The sequence below is a fragment of the Pseudomonas pergaminensis genome, from assembly GCF_024112395.2.
In the GTDB taxonomy this organism is placed as follows: Bacteria; Pseudomonadota; Gammaproteobacteria; order Pseudomonadales; family Pseudomonadaceae; genus Aquipseudomonas; species Aquipseudomonas pergaminensis.
In genome coordinates this window covers 5,990,256-6,007,637 of record NZ_CP078013.2, presented here as the reverse complement: position 1 = coordinate 6,007,637, position 17,382 = coordinate 5,990,256, and the positions used below count along the sequence as shown (strand labels likewise).

The window sequence follows — 17,382 nt, the reverse complement described above, 5'->3', positions numbered from 1 at the left end:
CGTCAGAAGAGACGTGCACCGCTGGCAAAAAGCCAGTCCTGACGTGTGAAGCAGTTGTCTCGGTCGCGTGTGCGGCGTCAACAGTGAAGCATCAAGCGATATCCGCAAATGCCAATAGCCCGGCTGAGGGCCGGGCTTGGCAGAAGCTTGCTACAGACGTCTGTGTATTAGTACAGACGAACGGCGCGGCGCTGTTCGCGCTGAACTTTCTTGGCGTGACGCTTAACAGCGGCTGCTGCTTTACGCTTACGCTCAGAAGTAGGCTTCTCGTAAAATTCGCGGCTACGAACTTCAGCCAGTACACCGGCTTTTTCGCAGGAGCGCTTGAAACGACGCAGAGCTACGTCGAAGGGTTCGTTCTCTTTAACTTTGACGGCTGGCATCCAGAGCTACCTTCTTTCATTACCGGGATCAACGTTCTCGTCGCAAAAAATTCGCGGCTGAGGTCGTCGGTTTTTAAGGGTTGCGGATGTTAACCCCTCATTGCCCGGAATGCAAAGCCTCTGATCGAAAACCGCTAGTCGGGAGGGGGAGTGGCGACTATTATGCGCGCCTTCGAATTCAGCCTCTACAAGGCGCAAACCCATGCTAGTACTGGGACTTGAAACCTCCTGCGACGAAACCGGTGTCGCACTTTACGACAGTGAACGCGGGCTCTTGGCCGATGCGCTGTTCAGCCAGATCGACCTGCACCGTGCCTATGGCGGCGTGGTGCCGGAGCTGGCCAGCCGTGATCACGTCAAGCGTATGCTGCCCCTGATTCGCCAGGTGCTGGATGAGGCCGGCTGCGTGCCGACCGAAATCGACGCCATTGCCTATACCGCCGGGCCCGGATTGGTCGGGGCCCTGCTGGTGGGGGCCTCTTGCGCCCAGGCGCTGGCCTTTGCCTGGGGTATTCCGGCCCTCGGTGTGCATCATATGGAAGGCCATTTACTGGCGCCGATGCTGGAAAAAACACCGCCACAGTTCCCGTTCGTCGCTTTGTTGGTTTCGGGCGGCCATACGCAGTTGGTTCAGGTGGATGGTATCGGTCAATACACCCTTTTGGGTGAGTCCCTGGATGACGCCGCCGGGGAAGCTTTCGACAAGACCGCGAAGATGATGGGCCTCAATTATCCAGGCGGACCGGAAATCGCCCGTCTCGCCGAAAGGGGTGTTGCCGGTCGCTACACCTTCCCGCGCCCGATGTGTGATCGCCCCGGCTTGATGTTCAGCTTCAGCGGCTTGAAAACCTCCGCGCTGAACACCTGGCAGCAGAGCGTCAGCGCCGGGGACGACAGTGAGCAAGCCCGTTGCGACATCGCACTGGCGTTCCAGCAGGCCGTGGTGGAGACTTTGACCATCAAGTGCAAGCGCGCCCTGAAACAGGCGGGTATGAAGCGCCTGGTGATCGCAGGCGGCGTCAGCGCCAACAAGGCCTTGCGCAGTTCACTGGAAAAAATGCTCGGCGACATGAAAGGCGATGTGTTTTACGCGCGGCCCGAGTTCTGCACCGACAATGGCGCGATGATCGCCTATGCCGGTTGCCAGCGCCTGCAGGCCGGGCAGCATGAGAGCCTGGCGATCAGCGTGCAGGCGCGCTGGCCGATGGAGCAATTGTCGCCGCTGTAACGCCGTAACGTGGGCCGGGGTCAGCGAACGTATTTAAAAATGCCGTTCGCGCCCGGCAAACAGGTCGCGTAAATTGCCCCGGTGGCGCCAGACGATCAACAGTGTCAGTACGCTCATCGGCAGCAATGCCGCCGGTTCCTGCCAGGCCAGTAGCGGCAGGGTGAGCGGAGTGGCGATCAGCGCGGCGAGTGAGCTGGTGCGGGTCAGGTAGAACGTCAGCAGCCAGGCGAGAACGGCCAGCAACGCTGCCGGTGGGTAAATCCCCAGCAGCATGCCGGCAGCCGTGGCGACGCCTTTGCCACCGCGAAAGCGGAAGTACAGTGGAAACAGATGGCCCAGGACCGCGCATACGCCGATCCAGGCCTGTTGTTGCAGGGTAAGGCCGGCGAGGCTGGCGATCAGCACGGGCAACAGGCCCTTGCAGACGTCACCCAAAAGCGTCAGTACGGCGAGCTTCTTGCCGGCCAGGCGCAACATATTGGTGGCGCCGGCATTGCCTGAGCCACTCATTCGCGGGTCGGGATTTCCCGTCAGGCGGCTGAGCAAGATGGCGAAGGACAGCGAGCCGAGCAGGTAGGCGAAAACCGCCAGTGACCAAAACATGCTAACTATTCCGGGCGAGGACGCCCTGATTCTAACGGGGCATCGCGCCCTTGTCGTGCTGCGGAGAAGAGTGCTTGGACAGAGTGTTTATCGAAGGCCTGGAAGTCGACACCGTCATCGGGGCCTACGACTGGGAGCGCGGAATCCGCCAATGCCTGCGCCTGGACCTGAGCTTCGCCTGGGATAATCGCCCGGCCGCCGCTGGTGACGACCTGACCTTGGCGCTGGATTACGCCAGTGTGTCCGCCCGTATCCAGGCGTTTGCCGAACAGTCCCAGTTCCAACTGGTGGAAACCTTTGCCGAGCGCCTGGCCGACGTGTTGATGAGTGAATTCCAGATTCCCTGGTTGCACCTCAAACTGACCAAGCCAGGCGCCGTGCCGGCTGCCAAGGGCGTGGGCGTGGAGATCGAGCGCGGATGTCGCTAACTCAGGTTTACCTAGGCCTAGGCAGCAACATCGAGCGTGAGCGGCATCTGTGCGCCGGTCTGGACGCGTTGGCGAGTTTCCTGACGGATCTGCGTTGTTCGCCGGTGTTCGAAAGCCAGCCAGTGGGTATCAAGAGCGGGCCGTTCTTCAACCTGGTGGTGTCGGCCTACACCGATCTGCCGTTGATGGAGCTGGATCGCCGTTTGAAGTTCATTGAGGCCGACAATGGCCGCTACGCGCCGGATCGCAAGGGGCTGCCGCTGGATATAGACGTGCTGTTGTATGGCGATCTAGTGGGCAATTTCGATGGTTTGGTGCTGCCGCGTGCAGAGATCCTGAAGAACGCGTTTGTGCTGTGGCCGCTGTCGCTGATGGCGCCCGCGCGCGTACACCCTGAAGTGGGCAAGAGCCTGGCTGAGCTGTGGCGCGACGCGCAGATTGACCAGGTGCTGGCGCCTGTCGCGTTTGAATGGCAGGGCCAGCCACTCACGCCAAACATTCTCCTGTAGGAGTCCGGCTTGCCGGCGATGGCGTTCTTGAGGTCGCTATCGCCGACAAGCCGAGCGCCTACAGTGCGTGGTGTTCTTTGTAGATTTTTAGGGCCTTGAGCCGTTCGCGCTTGAGGGCCTCGCCCAGCTCAGGGCCTTTGAAACCCTTCTCCAGTAAGGGGGCAACCGCCACTTCGCGAGCGGCCTTCGCGGCCCCACGCAAATAATCCGCTTGTGGATAACTTCTTTGCTCCAGCCCCTTGCGGCCTCGGGCGTCCATCTCGCAGGCGACCACAAACTCTTCAAAGCGCTGTGGCCGACGATACACGTCAAAGCTCTGCAGCAATTCCAGCAACGTCGAGGCTCTTAGCTCAAGTGCCCGATGGCCGTGAGTGTGGTATTGGCCCACCAGCAACGCCAATTCCTGGCAATCCTTCGGTACTTTGAAGCGTTCATTGACAGCCTTGATCAGCTCCAAACCCCGGTGTTCATGGGCAATGTGCTGCGGCAACTTATCCACAGGTGTCGTGCCTTTGCCCAGGTCGTGAAGCAGGCAGGCCCAACGCACAGTCAGCGGCTGCTGGTGGAGTGCAGCCTGTTCCAACACGCTCAAGGTGTGCAGGCCGGTATCGATTTCCGGGTGATGAACTGCGGGTTGCGGTACACCAAACAGTGCATCGACCTCGGGCATCAAGGTTTTCAGCGCATTACAGTCGCGCAGTACCTGGATGAACACCTGAGGCTGGTCCTCCATCAGTGCCCGGGATATTTCTTTCCAGCTGCGCTCAGGTGTCAGGGCTTCCAACTCGCCGGATTCGCTGAGTTGACGCATGAGTTCCAGCGTTTCCGGCGCGACGGTAAAACCCAAGTGCGCATAGCGCGCAGCAAAGCGCGCGACTCGCAGTACACGTAATGGATCTTCGGCGAACGCCGGGGAAACGTGGCGCAGAATGCGTGCTTCAAGATCACGCTGGCCGTGATAGGGATCGGTCAGGTTGCCGTCGTCGTCTTCCGCCATCGCATTGATGGTCAGGTCGCGACGGATCAGGTCCTCTTCCAGGGTAACTTCGGGGCTGGCATGAAACACAAAGCCGCCGTAGCCGCGGCCGCTCTTGCGTTCGGTACGGGCCAAGGCGTATTCGTCGCCGTTTTTCGGGTCCAGGAATACCGGGAAGTCTGCGCCCACAGGCTTGAAGCCCCTGGCCAGCATCTCCTCGGTGGTTGCGCCCACGACGACGCGGTCGATGTCGGTGACCTTGATGCCCAGCAGGCGGTCACGCACGGCACCGCCGACTTTGTAGATTTTCATGAAAAAGCCTCCATTAGCGCCACAGGATACCGTCTGTGCCTGGCCAATGGAGGCTTTGCTGTTTCAGAGATGTACGACGGCCAGGTCCAGGCGACCGTAGTCGTTGTCGTTGTGATCGGTGCGCGGTGGCACATGATGGGTCTTCATCACCTGATCGCCTTGCAGGGTTTCCAGATGGATATCGAAGCCCCATAGCCGGTGCAAGTGCTTGAGCACCTCCTCGGTGGACTCACCCAGGGGTTTTCGGTCGTGCTGCTGGTGACGCAAGGTCAGCGAGCGGTCGCCACGCACATCGATGCTGTAGATCTGCACGTTGGGTTCGCGATTACCCAGGTTGTACTGCGCCGCCAGGGTTTCGCGGATGATGCGGTAGCCAGGTTCATCGTGGATCGCCGGCACTACCAGATCATCCTTGAGGTCATCGTCGAGAATGCTGAACAGCTTGAGATCGCGGATCACCTGAGGCGACAGGTACTGCAGGATAAAACTTTCATCCTTGAAGCTGCTCATGGCGAACTTGATGGTGGACAACCAATCGCTGCCAGCGATTTCCGGGAACCAGCGGCGGTCTTCCTCGGTAGGGTGTTCGCACATGCGCCGGATGTCGCGGTACATGGCAAAGCCCAGCGCATAGGGGTTGATGCCGTTGTAGTAAGGGCTGTCGAAGCCGGGCTGGAAGACTACGCTGGTGTGAGAGGTCAGGAACTCCATCATGAAGCCGTCGGTGACCAGGCCCTCGTCGTACAGGTCATTCATCAGCGTGTAGTGCCAGAACGTTGCCCAGCCTTCGTTCATGACCTGGGTCTGGCGCTGTGGATAGAAATACTGGGCGATCTTGCGCACGATGCGCACGATTTCCCGTTGCCAAGGTTCAAGCAAGGGGGCGTGCTTTTCCAGGAAGTACAAGATGTTTTCCTGGGGTTCGGCGGGGAAGCGTGCATTGTCCTTGTCGCTGTTCTTGCCAGCGCGCTTGGGGATGGTGCGCCACAGGTCGTTGATCTGTTTCTGCAGGTGTTCCTCGCGTTCCTTCTGGCGCAGGCGTTCTTCCTCGGCGGAGATCGGGTACGGGCGTTTGTAGCGGTCCACGCCATAGTTCATCAGCGCGTGGCAGGAGTCGAGCAGGTCTTCCACTGCGTCGATGCCGTGGCGTTCCTCGCACTGCATGATGTACTGCTTGGCGAACACAAGGTAATCGATGATCGAACTGGCGTCGGTCCAGGTGCGAAACAGGTAATTGCCCTTGAAGAAGCTGTTATGCCCGTAGCAGGCATGCGCCACCACCAGTGCCTGCATGCAGATGGTGTTTTCTTCCATCAGGTAAGCAATGCAGGGGTCGGAGTTGATCACGATCTCGTAGGCCAGGCCCATCTGGCCCCGAGTATAGGACTTCTCGGTGCTGAGGAAGTGTTTGCCGTAGGACCAATGGTGATAGCCCAGCGGCATGCCCACCGATGCATAGGCATCCATCATCTGTTCGGCGGTGATCACTTCGATCTGGTTGGGGTAGGTGTCCAGCGCATAACCCGCCGCGATGCGGCTGATTTCCCGGTCATAGGCCTGGATCAGTTCAAAGGTCCACTCGGAGCCCGTGGAGATAGGTTGGCGTTTTTGCTCTTTTTTGGCGGTCATGTCACTAACCTGCGCTGGAAGAGTTCACGGAAGACCGGGTAGATATCGCCGGCCGAGACCAATTGCTGTTGGGCGAATGTGTCGGCAAAGGCTTCGCCGATGCGCTCGTATTCGAACCACAGTGCCTGGTGCTCACGGGGGGTGATTTCAACGTAAGTGTAGTACTGCACAAACGGCATGATCTGGTTGATCAGGATGTCGCGGCAGATGGGCGAGTCGTCGTTCCAGTTGTCCCCGTCCGAGGCCTGGGCGGCGTAGATGTTCCACTCATTGGCCGGATAGCGTTCGGCCATGATCTCTTGCATCAGTTTCAAGGCGCTGGAAACGATGGTGCCGCCGGTTTCGCGTGAATAGAAGAACTCTTCTTCGTCCACTTCCCGTGCGCTGGTGTGATGGCGAATGAACACGACGTCGATCTTGTCGTAGTTCCGCTTGAGGAACAGGTACAGCAGGATGAAGAAGCGCTTGGCGATGTCCTTGGTGGCCTGCGTCATGGAGCCCGACACGTCCATCAGGCAGAACATCACCGCCTTGGAGCTGGGATTGGGCTGTTTGACCAGCAGGTTGTACTTCAGGTCAAAGGTGTCGAGGAAGGGCACGCGATGAATACGCGCGCTGAGTTTCTCGATTTCCGCCTCGATTTCTTGAATATCGCCGAAGTTATCCGGTTCTTCACGCTTCAGGCGCGCCAATTCGTCCTTGGCTTCCTTCAGTTTGGCGCGGCTGCTGCCGGAAAGGGCGATACGCCGGGCATGGGCCGAGCGCAGGGTGCGAATAATATTGATGCGTGACGGGTTGCCCTCGTTGCTGATCCCGGCGCGCACGGTCTTGAACGTGTCGGTGCCGGTCAGGTTGCGCTTGACCAAATTGGGCAGTTCCAGGTCCTCGAACATGAATTCGAGGAATTCTTCCTGGGTGATCTGGAACACGAACTCGTCCATGCCTTCGCCGGAGTTACCCGCCTTGCCCGGGCCTTTGCCGCCGCCACCGCCTTGGGGGCGCTGGATGTGTTCGCCGGTGGTGAACTCCTTGTTGCCTGGGTGCACGACGGTCTGCTTACCGCCCCGGCCGTGGTGCAGCACCGGTTCGTCGATGTCCCGTCCGGGAATGCTGATTTGTTCGCCATGCTCCATATCGGTAATGGAACGGCGGCTGACGGCCTCTTCAACGGCCTTTTTGATGTGGTCACGGTAACGCCGCAGGAAACGCTGGCGGTTTACCGTGCTTTTGTTCTTGCCATTGAGGCGTCGGTCGATCACATAGCTCATGGGGAGCCCTCCGGGCAGCTTCACGTTACAAGCTTCAAGCCGCGAGCTGGAAGCTTAGAGACAAGCGGTCGGCTGCCAGGCCTGAGGCCCGGCAGCGTGCGCCTGTCGCTGCCTTACTGCGATTTGCGAACCCGCAGGTACCACTCGGAGAGCAGCCGTACCTGTTTGTCGGTGTAGCCGCGCTCGACCATTCGTGTGACGAAGTCGTTGTGTTTTTGCTGGTCCTCCTTGCTGGCCTTGGCGTTGAAGCTGATGACCGGCAGCAGATCCTCGGTATTGGAGAACATTTTCTTCTCGATGACCACCCGCAGCTTCTCGTAGCTGAGCCAGGTAGGGTTCTTGCCGTTGTTGTTGGCCCTGGCGCGCAGTACGAAGTTGACGATTTCGTTGCGGAAATCCTTCGGATTGCTGATACCGGCGGGTTTCTCGATTTTTTCCAGTTCCTCGTTGAGCGCTACGCGGTTGAGGATTTCGCCGGTTTCCGGGTCGCGGTATTCCTGGTCCTGGATCCAGAAGTCGGCGTAGAGCACGTAGCGGTCGAAGATGTTCTGGCCGTACTCGCTGTAGGACTCCAGGTACGCGGTCTGGATTTCCTTGCCGATGAACTCGATATAGCGCGGCGCCAGGTATTCCTTGAGGAAGCGCAGGTAGCGCTCGCGGGTCTCCGCCTGGAATTGTTCCTGCTCGATCTGCTGTTCCAGCACGTAGAGCAAATGCACAGGGTTGGCGGCGATCTCGTGCGGGTCGAAGTTGAAGACCTTGGACAGGATCTTGAACGCAAAGCGTGTCGACAGGCCGTTCATGCCCTCGTCCACGCCGGCAGTGTCGCGGTATTCCTGGATCGATTTGGCCTTCGGATCGGTGTCCTTGAGGTTTTCGCCGTCGTACACGCGCATCTTCGAATAGATGTTCGAGTTTTCCGGCTCCTTGAGGCGCGACAGCACGGTGAACTGGGCGAGCATCTTCAAAGTGTCGGGTGCGCAATGAGCCTTGGACAGGGAGCTGTTGAACAGCAGCTTGTCGTAGATCTTGATTTCATCGCTGACCCGCAGGCAGTACGGCACCTTGACGATGTAGATCCGGTCGATGAAGGCTTCGTTGTTCTTGTTGTTGCGGAAGGTGTGCCATTCCGATTCGTTGGAGTGGGCCAGCAGGATCCCGGTGAACGGGATCGCGCCCAGGCCCTCGGTGCTGTTGTAGTTGCCTTCCTGGGTCGCGGTAAGCAGGGGGTGCAGCACCTTGATCGGTGCCTTGAACATTTCCACGAACTCCATCAGGCCCTGGTTGGCCCGGCACAGTGCGCCCGAGTAGCTGTAGGCGTCGGCGTCGTTCTGTGGGAATTCCTCGAGTTTGCGGATATCGACCTTGCCCACCAGGGCCGAAATGTCCTGGTTGTTCTCGTCGCCTGGTTCGGTCTTGGCTACGCCGATCTGGTTGAGGATCGATGGGTAGAGTTTCACCACGCGGAATTGGCTGATATCACCGCCGAACTCGGCCAGGCGCTTGGTGGCCCACGGCGACATGATGGTGTTGAGGTAGCGGCGCGGGATGCCGAAGTCTTCTTCGAGGATCGCGCCATCTTCCGTGGCGTTGAACAGGCCCAGGGGCGACTCGAAGACCGGTGAGCCCTTGATGGCGTAGAAGGGCACCTTCTCGATCAGCTGTTTGAGTTTTTCGGCCAGGGACGACTTGCCGCCGCCGACGGGACCGAGCAGATAGAGGATCTGTTTCTTTTCTTCCAGGCCTTGGGCGGCATGGCGGAAGTAGGAGACGATCTGGTCAATGCATTCTTCCATTCCGTGGAAGTCTTCAAAGGCCGGATAACGGCGGATCACCTTGTTGGAGAATATCCGCGACAGGCGCGAATTGTTCGAGGTGTCTATCAGCTCCGGCTCGCCAATTGCCAGCAGCAGACGTTCGGCGGCAGAGGCGTAGGTGCTGCGATCCTGTTTGCACAGCTCGAGATACTCTTGCAGCGTGAGTTCTTCCTGCTGTGTGGATTCGAAGCGGTTTTTGAAGTGGCTAAAAATACTCATGACGTCGTCACCTCGCTCGATACGTGGAGCCGACGCCGGATCAATCAGTCGATGCTGGCAGACATTGGCGAACGCCAACGGCTGTTTTCCCCCCAAACACCCTGAAACGCTACCGATGACCCGCACGCCGGTGTACCGGCTCTCCCCTGATTCGGATGGCCTGCGCTTAAGGATAGTTCGGAATCGGAGAGGTCAAGGCGCGATGCGCAATTAGTTTGGCTGCGCCGTTCGTCAGAAACGGCGCGAGCCCAAGCGTCACGCGGGGTAGCGGGGTGTAAAAAAATTATTGCGAATTGCCTGAGGAAATTTCCGCAGGATAGGTCGTGCGCCACAGCTCAAAGCCACCGTCCAGGCTGTAGACGTCGGAGAAGCCCTGGCTGATCAGGTAGGCCGCCGCGCTCTGGCTGGAATTGCCGTGGTAGCAGGCCACGATCACCGGCGCATCGAGGTCGGCAGCGCGGATGAAATCGGCGATGTTGACGTTGTCCAGGTGTTGGGCGCCGGTGATGTGGGCAGCCAAATAGGTCGGCTGGTCACGGATGTCGACCACCACGGCACCTCTCTCGCGCAGGGCCTGGGCTTGTTCAGGGGGGATACGTTTGAATTCGCTCATGGCGGGCTCCTTGGGCTTGGCAGCGGCGGCGTCTAGCGCTTGGCGGCGGCCGGCAGTGTAACGGGAAGGGGGGATTCGCACTGGCAGCTGTGGCGCTCGCCCGTGTCGATGTTCATCAGGGTCATGGCGCCGCCCCACACACAACCGGTGTCGAGGGCGAATACGCCGGGTTCATCGCATTTGCCCTCAAGGGCGGCCCAGTGACCGAAGACGATCTTCGTGTCGCGGGTTTTGCGTTCCTTGTGGGCGAACCAGGGTTTGTAGCCAGGCAGTGCGGTGTCGGCACCTTCCTTGCTCTTGAGGTCCAGCTTGCCTTCCGCGGTGCAAAAGCGCATGCGCGTGAAGTAATTCGTGATCACCCGCAGCCGCGTGACGCCCGTGAGGTCGTTGTCCCACTTCACCGGCTCGTTACCGTACATGCCGTCAAGATAAGCGGTGTACAGGTTGTCATCGGCGAGGGCGCTCTCGACTTCGGCGGCACATTTGAGGGCTTTCTTGAGTGTCCACTGGGGTGGGATGCCCGCATGGACCAGCGCCATGTTGCGGCCTTCATCGTAATGCATGATTTTTTGCCGGCGCAGCCAGTCGAGCAACTCGGCGCGATCGGGCGCTTCGAGGATTTCGCGCAGGGTATCGCCCTTTTTCAGGCGCTCGATGTTATTGCCGGCCGCCAGCAGGTGCAGGTCGTGGTTGCCCAGTACGCACACCAGGGATTCGCGCAGGCTATATAAGTAGCGCAGCGTCTCCAGGGATGCCGGGCCACGATTGACCAGGTCACCGACCAGCCACAGTCGATCGTTGCCCGGATCGAAGCTTACGCGTTCAAGCAGGCACTTGAGGGGCTCCAGGCAGCCTTGCAGGTCGCCGACCGCGTAGGTTGCCATCAGTGCAGGGCTCCCGGCACTGCAAGGCGGAAGGGCGCAATGATGGCGTCGAACAGTTGGCCGTCGGTGGCTTTCATCTGATACGAGCCCTGCATGGTGCCGACCTTGGAGGTCATCACCGTGCCGCTGCTGTAGGTGTGGCTGGCGCCGCTGTCGATCAACGGCTGTTGACCCACCACGCCTGCACCGCGAACTTCTTCGACCTGACCGTCACCGTCGGTGATGACCCAGTGGCGCGACAGCAGCTTGGCCGGCACCAGCCCGTTGTTTTTCACCGTGATGGTGTAGGCAAAGGCGAAGCGGTTCTGTTCAGGTTGCGATTGGTCCGCCAGGAAGCGGGTGACGACGCTGACGTCGATCTGGTAGCGAGGATCGGACATGCAAGAGGCCTTAAAAGCAAAAGCGGAGGACAGCAGATGCGGGTCAGTCTAGGCCAAGAGGAGGGCACTAGGCCAGACTTGCTGTCTGGCCGGGTGGGCACGCCCTTATGGTAGTCGGCTTGCCGGCGATGGCGATCTTGAGGGCGACATCGCCGGCAAGCCGGCTACTACAGGGTTATTCAGCGGCTGGCGTGGGTTGAATGGCAAGCTGGTCAGCCAGGCGCACGAACGCGGCCAGGTCCAGTTGCTCGGGACGCAGGCTGCCGTCGACGCCGGCGGCCTCGATCTCGGCATTGCTCAACAACGCCTTGAGCGTGTTTCGCAGGGTCTTGCGGCGCTGGTTGAAGGCTTCGCGTACGACGCGCTCCAGCAGTTTGTGATCCTTGGCCGGGTGTGGCAGCACGGCATGCGGCACCAGGCGCACGATGGCCGAATCGACCTTAGGCGGCGGATTGAACGCGCCCGGGCCGACGTTGAACAGGTGTTCGACGCGACAGTGGTACTGGACCATGATCGACAGACGGCCCCAATCGCCACCGCCAGGCCCGGCAGCCAGGCGTTCCACCACTTCCTTTTGCAGCATGAAGTGCATGTCGCGGATGATCCCGGCATTGTTCAGCAGGTGGAAAATCAGCGGCGTAGAGATGTTGTATGGCAGGTTTCCCACCACCCGCAGGCTGTTGGGCGCGGCGTTGAGGGTATTGAAGTCGAACTTCAATGCATCACCTTGATGCAGGTTGAAGTTGGGCATGCCGGCGAACTGCTGGTTGAGGATCGGGATCAGGTCCTTGTCCAACTCAACCACGTCCAATTGGCCGCCACTGGCCAGCAGGCCTTGAGTCAATGCGCCCTGGCCTGGGCCGATTTCCAGCAGACGGTCTTCGGGCTTGGCATGGATGGAGCGCAGGATACGGTCGATCACGCCAGCGTCGTGCAGGAAGTTTTGCCCGAAGCGCTTGCGCGCCCGGTGTTGGTAATGCTCAGTCATATACGGGTCTCGGCCATCTGATAGGCGGTTTCCAGGGCCACGTGCAGGCTGCCGGTATCGATCTTGCCACTGCCCGCCAAATCCAGGGCGGTGCCATGGTCGACGGAGGTGCGGATGATCGGCAGGCCCAGTGTCACGTTGACTGCGGCGCCGAAGCCTTTGTATTTAAGCACCGGCAGCCCCTGGTCGTGGTACATCGCCAGCACTGCATCGCAGTGCTCCAGATATTTGGGGGTAAACAGAGTGTCCGCAGGCAGTGGGCCGCGCAGGTCCATGCCTTCTTGGCGCAGACGCTCCAGGGTTGGTTCGATGATGTCGATTTCTTCATGGCCCAAGTGGCCGCCTTCACCGGCGTGGGGGTTGAGCCCACAGACCAGGATGCGCGGTTGGGCGATGCCGAACTTCTGTTGCAGGTCGGCGTGCAGGATGCGCGTCACGCGTTCCAGTCGTTCGGCGGTGATGGCATCGGCAATCTCACGCAGCGGCAGGTGCGTGGTCACCAGAGCGACCCGCAGGCCGCGCGTCGCCAGCATCATCACCACTTGTTCGGTGTGGGTCAGTTCGGCGAGAAATTCGGTGTGACCGGAAAACGCGATGCCGGATTCGTTGATCACGCCCTTGTGCACTGGCGCAGTGATCATGCCGGCGAAGTCGCCGTCGATGCAGCCTTGCCCCGCGCGCGTCAGGGTTTCCAGCACGAACGCTGCATTGGCCTTGTCCAGTTGCCCAGCAACCACCTTGGCCTGCAGCGGGGTGTCCCACACGTACAGGCTGCCGGCGGGGGCGGGCAGGTCGGGCCAGTTGCCTGGCGCCACCTTCAGCAAGTTGACAGCCACACCCAGTTGCACGGCCCGCTCAAGGAGCAGGTCGTGGCTGGTAATGGCAATCAGGGGGTGTGGCTGGGGTTGCGAGGCGAGCAGCAGGCACAGGTCAGGACCAATGCCGGCCGGCTCGCCGGGTGTCACCGCGAAACGCTGGGGTTTCACTGAACGGCCTGGTCGGTGCCTGTCTGGGCGCCTGGCAGCTTGTTCTCAACGTAGGCTTCGTCGCGGATCTGACGCAGCCAGGTTTGCAGCTCTTCGTCGTATTTGCGGTTACGCAGCACGTTCAACGCTTGTTGCTCGCGGGCCTGACTGGTGTTGTCGGTGGCGCGACGGCCAAGGACTTCCAGCACGTGCCAGCCATATTGGGTCTTGAACGGCTTGGACAGCACGCCTTGCGGGGTGTCGGCCATCACTTGCTGGAACTCTGGCACCAAGGCTTTAGGGTCGATCCAATTCAGGTCGCCACCGTTGAGGGCAGAACCCGGATCTTCCGAGAAGCTCTTGGCCAGGGTGGCGAAGTCTTCACCGCTTTCGATGCGGTCATAGATCTTCTGGGCCAGTTCCTTGGTTTGGGCTTCAGTGCGGATTTCGCTTGGTTTGACCAGGATATGACGAACATGCACTTCGTCTTTCAGCGAGGTCTCGCCACCGCGACGTTCCAGCAATTTCAGGATGATGAAGCCACCTGGCGTACGGGCTGGCTGGGTGATGCCGCCCACTTCCATTGCGCTCAGTTCACGATCGAAGGGAGGTGGCAATTGAGCGGCTTTACGCCAGCCCATGTCACCGCCTTCGAGGGCGTTGTCGCTGCCGGATTGGGCAATGGCCATCTGGGCAAAGTCGGCACCGGCTTTCAGGCGATCATAGATAGCCTGGGTCTTGGCGGCGGCTGCATTGAGCTGCTCGGAGTTGGCGCTGTCCGGTGTCGGGATCAGGATGTTGGCCAGGTGCAGTTCTTCGGAAAGCTGCATCTTGCCCAGGTCGGATGCCAGGAAGTTCTTCACTTCTTGTTCCGATACCTGGACCCGTTCGGCAACACGGCGCTGACGCACACGGCTGATGATCATTTCACGGCGGATCTGGTCACGGGCGTCCTCATAGGACAAACCGTCGTGGGCCAGGGCTGCACGGAACTGGTCAATGCTCATGTTGTTGCGCTGGGCGATGGTGCCCACGGCCTGGTTCAGTTCTTCGTCCGAAATACGGATGCCGGAACGATCACCGATCTGCAGTTGCAGGTTTTCGACGATCAAGCGTTCCAGTACCTGTTGGTCCAGGACGCTGGTCGGTGGCACGCCACCGCCACGCTTGGCGATGGTTTGCTGGACTTCCTTGACGCGCTGGTCCAGTTGGCTCTGCATGATCACATCGTTATCGACGATGGCCACGACCTTATCCAGTTCTTGAACCGCAGCGTGCGCCGATGCGGTACCCAGGAACAGCGCGCCCAGCACTAGCGGGCGCAGACAATCAGAAAGCTTGGTTTTCACGTTCACGATAACCTTCAATGCCTTTGTCGAGGAAGCTCTCTACCTTGGCGCCGGTCAGGCCGCCGAGTCCTTTGAGGACGATCTGGAAGAAGAGCCCGTGGTCACCCTTTTCGTTAAGCGGGGCGATCTGGCTGTATTCGTCGTTGGAAACCCAGTAACGGTTGATGACGCGCAGTTTCCAGCAGCAGTTGTCGTACTCGAAACCACCGAAGGCTTCCAGGGTACGGTTGCGGGCGTAGTCATACTGCCAGCGGGTGATCAGGTTCCACTGAGGAATGATCGGCCACATCATCGAGAAGTCGTGTTGTTGGATTTTGTAGTAATCCTTCACGAAATTCGCGTCGCCTGGCTGGCCGTAGTCGCCACCAAACTGCCATTTGCCGGTCAGCTGGTTGTAGACAACCTGGTCGTTACGATAGCGATAACCCACGTTGATGATCTTGTTCGGGTTGTCTTCCGGCTGGTAGTGGAGCATCGCGCTGCCGGAACGGGGACTGTGTTCCTCGGTGTCCCAGTTGTAGTCGGCAGTGGCGCGCCAGTCGCGGTTGAAGCGGAACTCATAGTCCAGGGCAACCGGGGAAACATCCGACTGTGCATCGGCACGGTCAGCCGCCAGGATGCCTGGCAATTGCACTTCACGATCCTTGAAGTACAGCGCCTGGCCCACGGACACGCGCTGACGCTCGAAGCCATTCTCTTCGATCCAGCGGCTGGTCAGGCCCAGGGACAGCTTGTTCTCGTCGCCGATCCGGTCGGAGCCGCTGAAGCGGTTGTCGCGGAACAGCGAAGCGTAGCTGAACGAGTACTCGCTGGTGTCGAAGACCGGGATATCAGCCTGGTCCTTGTTCGGCACGTACAGGTAGAACGCACGTGGCTCGAGGGTCTGGCGATAGTCTTTGCCGAACCAGTTGGTATTGCGATCGAAGTACAGGCCGCTGTCGATGCTGGCCACTGGGACCGCACGGTCTTGGGAGCTTTTGAAGGTGCCACCGGCGTACTGTGTTCCATTTGCCACCGATGTAGCCTGGTCAGCAATGATCTGGTTCTTGCCGATGTTGTCCAGGTCCAGGTCGTACTTGGTGTACACGTACTTGAGCTTCGGTGTAACGAAGCCGTAGGTCCAGTTCATCGGGTATTCGACGGCTGGTGCTACGTTCAGGCGGGTACCGTTTGCACGGGTCAGGCCACGCACGTAGGTGTCCAGGCGTGCTTCGGTTTCACCGTTTTCATTGGTGAAGTTGCCGTTCTCCAGGTCGCGATCGAAGCGCACGGCCTCGGTCTCGTAGCTGAAGTTCAAGCCGCCCGGGTGATACGGCAGCTGACCATTGAAGGTGATCTGCGGCAGGCGGTTATACGGAGTGACCTGCGAAATCGTTGCCAGCTGGTAGGCCTGCAGGTTCAAGCGCGCCTGGAAGGTGTCGCCGCGATAAGTCACGGCACCTTGCTGGTTCAAGTAGTCGCGACTCTCTACACCTTCCTGGTAGGACTTGAGGTCCTGGAAGTAGTAGGGATCGCTGATCGTGGTGTAGTCGACCTCGGTCAGTACGCGCGAATCCAGCCCGCCCTTGTGCTGCCAGTTGAGCATGTAGCGGGTTTTTTCGTAGTCGGTCTGACGCTTGCGTTCGTCGTTGTCGTCGTTCAGGTACGCGCCGCCGAACTGGCCTTCGCTGGACTTGGTGAGGTAGCGGAATTCGCCTTCCATCATCATGCCGCGCTTGGTCATGTATTGCGGGTACAACGTGGCGTCATAGTTCGGCGCCAGGTTGAAGTAGTACGGCGTCACCAGGGTAAAGCCGGTTTCGCTGCCGGTGCTGAAGCTCGGTGGCAGGAAGCCGGATTGACGACGGTCGTCGATCGGGAAGTAGATGTAAGGCGTATAGAGGATCGGGATGTTCTTGACCCGCAACGTCGCGTTGGTGGCCGTACCGAAACCGGTGGCCGGGTTCAACGTGATGTTGTTGCCCTTGAGCTGCCAGGCGTTGCTGTCTGGCTCGCACGTGGTGTACGTACCGTCCTTGAGACGGATGATCGCGTTCTCGGCACGCTTGGCGTACAGCGCGTTACCGCGGATGCGCGACTTGTGCATCACGTATTCGGCATTGTCGATCTGGGCCGCGCCGGTATCGAGTTGCACTTCGGCGTGGTCACCCACGATCAGTGCACCGTTGTCGCGCAGACGGACGTTGCCGTTCAGCTCGCCACGGTTCTCGGCCTGGTACAGGCTGGCTTCTTCCGACTCCAGCTGCATGCTGCCCTGGCGCATGACGACGTCGCCTGCCAGGGTCGCAACCTGCGACTCCTGCTCGTAACGCGAGGCCTTGGCGCCGATGAAGGTAGGCGCATCGCTCTTGTTCGTCTTGTCGTTCATGCCAGGACGAGTCGGCTCGATGTACGCACCGCCGCAGTAAGGGCCGGTTTCGGCCAGTTGCGCTGCGGTCAGCTTGTCGCGCGGTACCCAGTCCAGGTGGCTGTAGTCGGCGCTGCGCGAACGCAGGCCACGGCCCTTGGATTCGGTGACCAGTGCGGTCTTGGGCTCGGCCTCGGCTTTGCCGCCAGCATCGGCTTGCGCCGTGCTGTTGGCGGAGCTGACGGCTGCACCGTCATGCACCGGGCGTGGTGGCAACGGGGCTGCGGCGGTTTTTGGCGCGCAATCCCAGGCACCCGAAGCAGAGACTGAGCAGTCATACTGTTCCGCGGCGACCACGAATGAGGTGGCGAAGGGTTGCAAGGCCAGCAGACTGCCGGTTACCAGCAACGGAAATTTTCTACGAAACGCGGGGGATTTCAATGCCATCTTATTAGTCCGGGCTTCCTGCGTGCCATCTGCCCGC

The 17,382-nt window shown here is 59.9% G+C and carries 16 protein-coding genes; 3 read left to right on the top strand and 13 right to left on the bottom strand.

Translation table 11 applies throughout. The features are described from left to right. Positions 1-167: 167 nt before the first annotated feature. The gene (rpsU, locus tag KUA23_RS27420; protein WP_002551877.1) at positions 168-383 is read right to left on the bottom strand and encodes a 30S ribosomal protein S21; all 216 of its coding nucleotides are present in this window, start codon (positions 381-383) and stop codon (positions 168-170) included. A 202-nt stretch (positions 384-585) separates the two neighbouring features. Here rpsU and tsaD point away from each other — a divergent pair, with 202 nt between their 5' ends. Continuing rightward, a complete protein-coding gene (gene tsaD / locus KUA23_RS27415; RefSeq protein ID WP_078050434.1) occupies positions 586-1,611 on the top strand; it encodes a tRNA (adenosine(37)-N6)-threonylcarbamoyltransferase complex transferase subunit TsaD in 1,026 nt (341 codons plus the stop codon). 33 nt (positions 1,612-1,644) lie between these two features. On the opposite strand, the gene plsY is transcribed toward tsaD, so the two are convergent. Then, a complete protein-coding gene (plsY, locus tag KUA23_RS27410) occupies positions 1,645-2,214 on the bottom strand; it encodes a glycerol-3-phosphate 1-O-acyltransferase PlsY (protein ID WP_078050433.1) in 570 nt (189 codons plus the stop codon). 74 nt (positions 2,215-2,288) lie between these two features. Here plsY and folB point away from each other — a divergent pair, with 74 nt between their 5' ends. Both folB and folK read left to right on the top strand, forming a co-directional pair. Next, the gene (gene folB / locus KUA23_RS27405; RefSeq protein WP_099493044.1) at positions 2,289-2,642 is read left to right on the top strand and encodes a dihydroneopterin aldolase; all 354 of its coding nucleotides are present in this window, start codon (positions 2,289-2,291) and stop codon (positions 2,640-2,642) included. After that, positions 2,633-3,151, top strand: a complete 519-nt coding sequence (gene folK, locus KUA23_RS27400) for a 2-amino-4-hydroxy-6-hydroxymethyldihydropteridine diphosphokinase (RefSeq protein ID WP_078050431.1) — start codon at positions 2,633-2,635, stop codon at positions 3,149-3,151. The genes folB and folK overlap by 10 nt, the downstream gene beginning before the upstream one ends. Positions 3,152-3,209: 58 nt before the next feature. Here folK and KUA23_RS27395 read toward each other — a convergent pair whose 3' ends face one another. From KUA23_RS27395 to KUA23_RS27345, 11 genes are all read right to left on the bottom strand, one after another. After that, on the bottom strand, positions 3,210-4,439 hold the full coding sequence (locus tag KUA23_RS27395) for a multifunctional CCA addition/repair protein (RefSeq protein ID WP_078050430.1): 1,230 nt from the start codon (positions 4,437-4,439) through the stop codon (positions 3,210-3,212). Between the two features lie 63 nt (positions 4,440-4,502). Further along, a complete protein-coding gene (locus tag KUA23_RS27390) occupies positions 4,503-6,068 on the bottom strand; it encodes a SpoVR family protein (protein WP_078050429.1) in 1,566 nt (521 codons plus the stop codon). Then, positions 6,065-7,336 (bottom strand): YeaH/YhbH family protein, encoded by a 1,272-nt coding sequence (locus KUA23_RS27385; RefSeq protein ID WP_034109658.1) that lies wholly within the window; start codon positions 7,334-7,336, stop codon positions 6,065-6,067. Before KUA23_RS27385 ends, KUA23_RS27390 begins: the two co-directional genes overlap by 4 nt. Before the next feature lie 113 nt (positions 7,337-7,449). After that, positions 7,450-9,372: a PrkA family serine protein kinase gene (locus KUA23_RS27380; RefSeq protein WP_078050428.1), complete on the bottom strand. Its 1,923-nt coding sequence runs from the start codon at positions 9,370-9,372 to the stop codon at positions 7,450-7,452. 283 nt (positions 9,373-9,655) lie between these two features. Further along, complete coding sequence (gene glpE / locus KUA23_RS27375; RefSeq protein WP_078050427.1) at positions 9,656-9,985, bottom strand: thiosulfate sulfurtransferase GlpE; 330 nt, start codon at positions 9,983-9,985, stop codon at positions 9,656-9,658. Between the two features lie 32 nt (positions 9,986-10,017). Then, positions 10,018-10,869 (bottom strand): symmetrical bis(5'-nucleosyl)-tetraphosphatase, encoded by an 852-nt coding sequence (locus KUA23_RS27370; RefSeq protein WP_078050426.1) that lies wholly within the window; start codon positions 10,867-10,869, stop codon positions 10,018-10,020. Beyond that, positions 10,869-11,249, bottom strand: coding sequence for a Co2+/Mg2+ efflux protein ApaG (gene apaG, locus KUA23_RS27365; protein ID WP_010206973.1), 381 nt, complete (start codon positions 11,247-11,249; stop codon positions 10,869-10,871). The genes KUA23_RS27370 and apaG overlap by 1 nt, the downstream gene beginning before the upstream one ends. A 175-nt stretch (positions 11,250-11,424) precedes the next feature. Next, positions 11,425-12,237: a 16S rRNA (adenine(1518)-N(6)/adenine(1519)-N(6))-dimethyltransferase RsmA gene (gene rsmA / locus KUA23_RS27360; protein WP_078050425.1), complete on the bottom strand. Its 813-nt coding sequence runs from the start codon at positions 12,235-12,237 to the stop codon at positions 11,425-11,427. Further along, entirely contained in the window at positions 12,234-13,223 is a 990-nt protein-coding gene (gene pdxA / locus KUA23_RS27355; RefSeq protein WP_099493041.1) for a 4-hydroxythreonine-4-phosphate dehydrogenase PdxA, read from the bottom strand. Before pdxA ends, rsmA begins: the two co-directional genes overlap by 4 nt. Continuing rightward, positions 13,220-14,557, bottom strand: coding sequence for a peptidylprolyl isomerase (locus tag KUA23_RS27350; protein WP_078050423.1), 1,338 nt, complete (start codon positions 14,555-14,557; stop codon positions 13,220-13,222). The genes pdxA and KUA23_RS27350 overlap by 4 nt, the downstream gene beginning before the upstream one ends. After that, a complete protein-coding gene (locus KUA23_RS27345) occupies positions 14,532-17,345 on the bottom strand; it encodes an LPS-assembly protein LptD (protein ID WP_100492016.1) in 2,814 nt (937 codons plus the stop codon). The genes KUA23_RS27350 and KUA23_RS27345 overlap by 26 nt, the downstream gene beginning before the upstream one ends. Between the last annotated feature and the right edge of the window lie 37 nt (positions 17,346-17,382).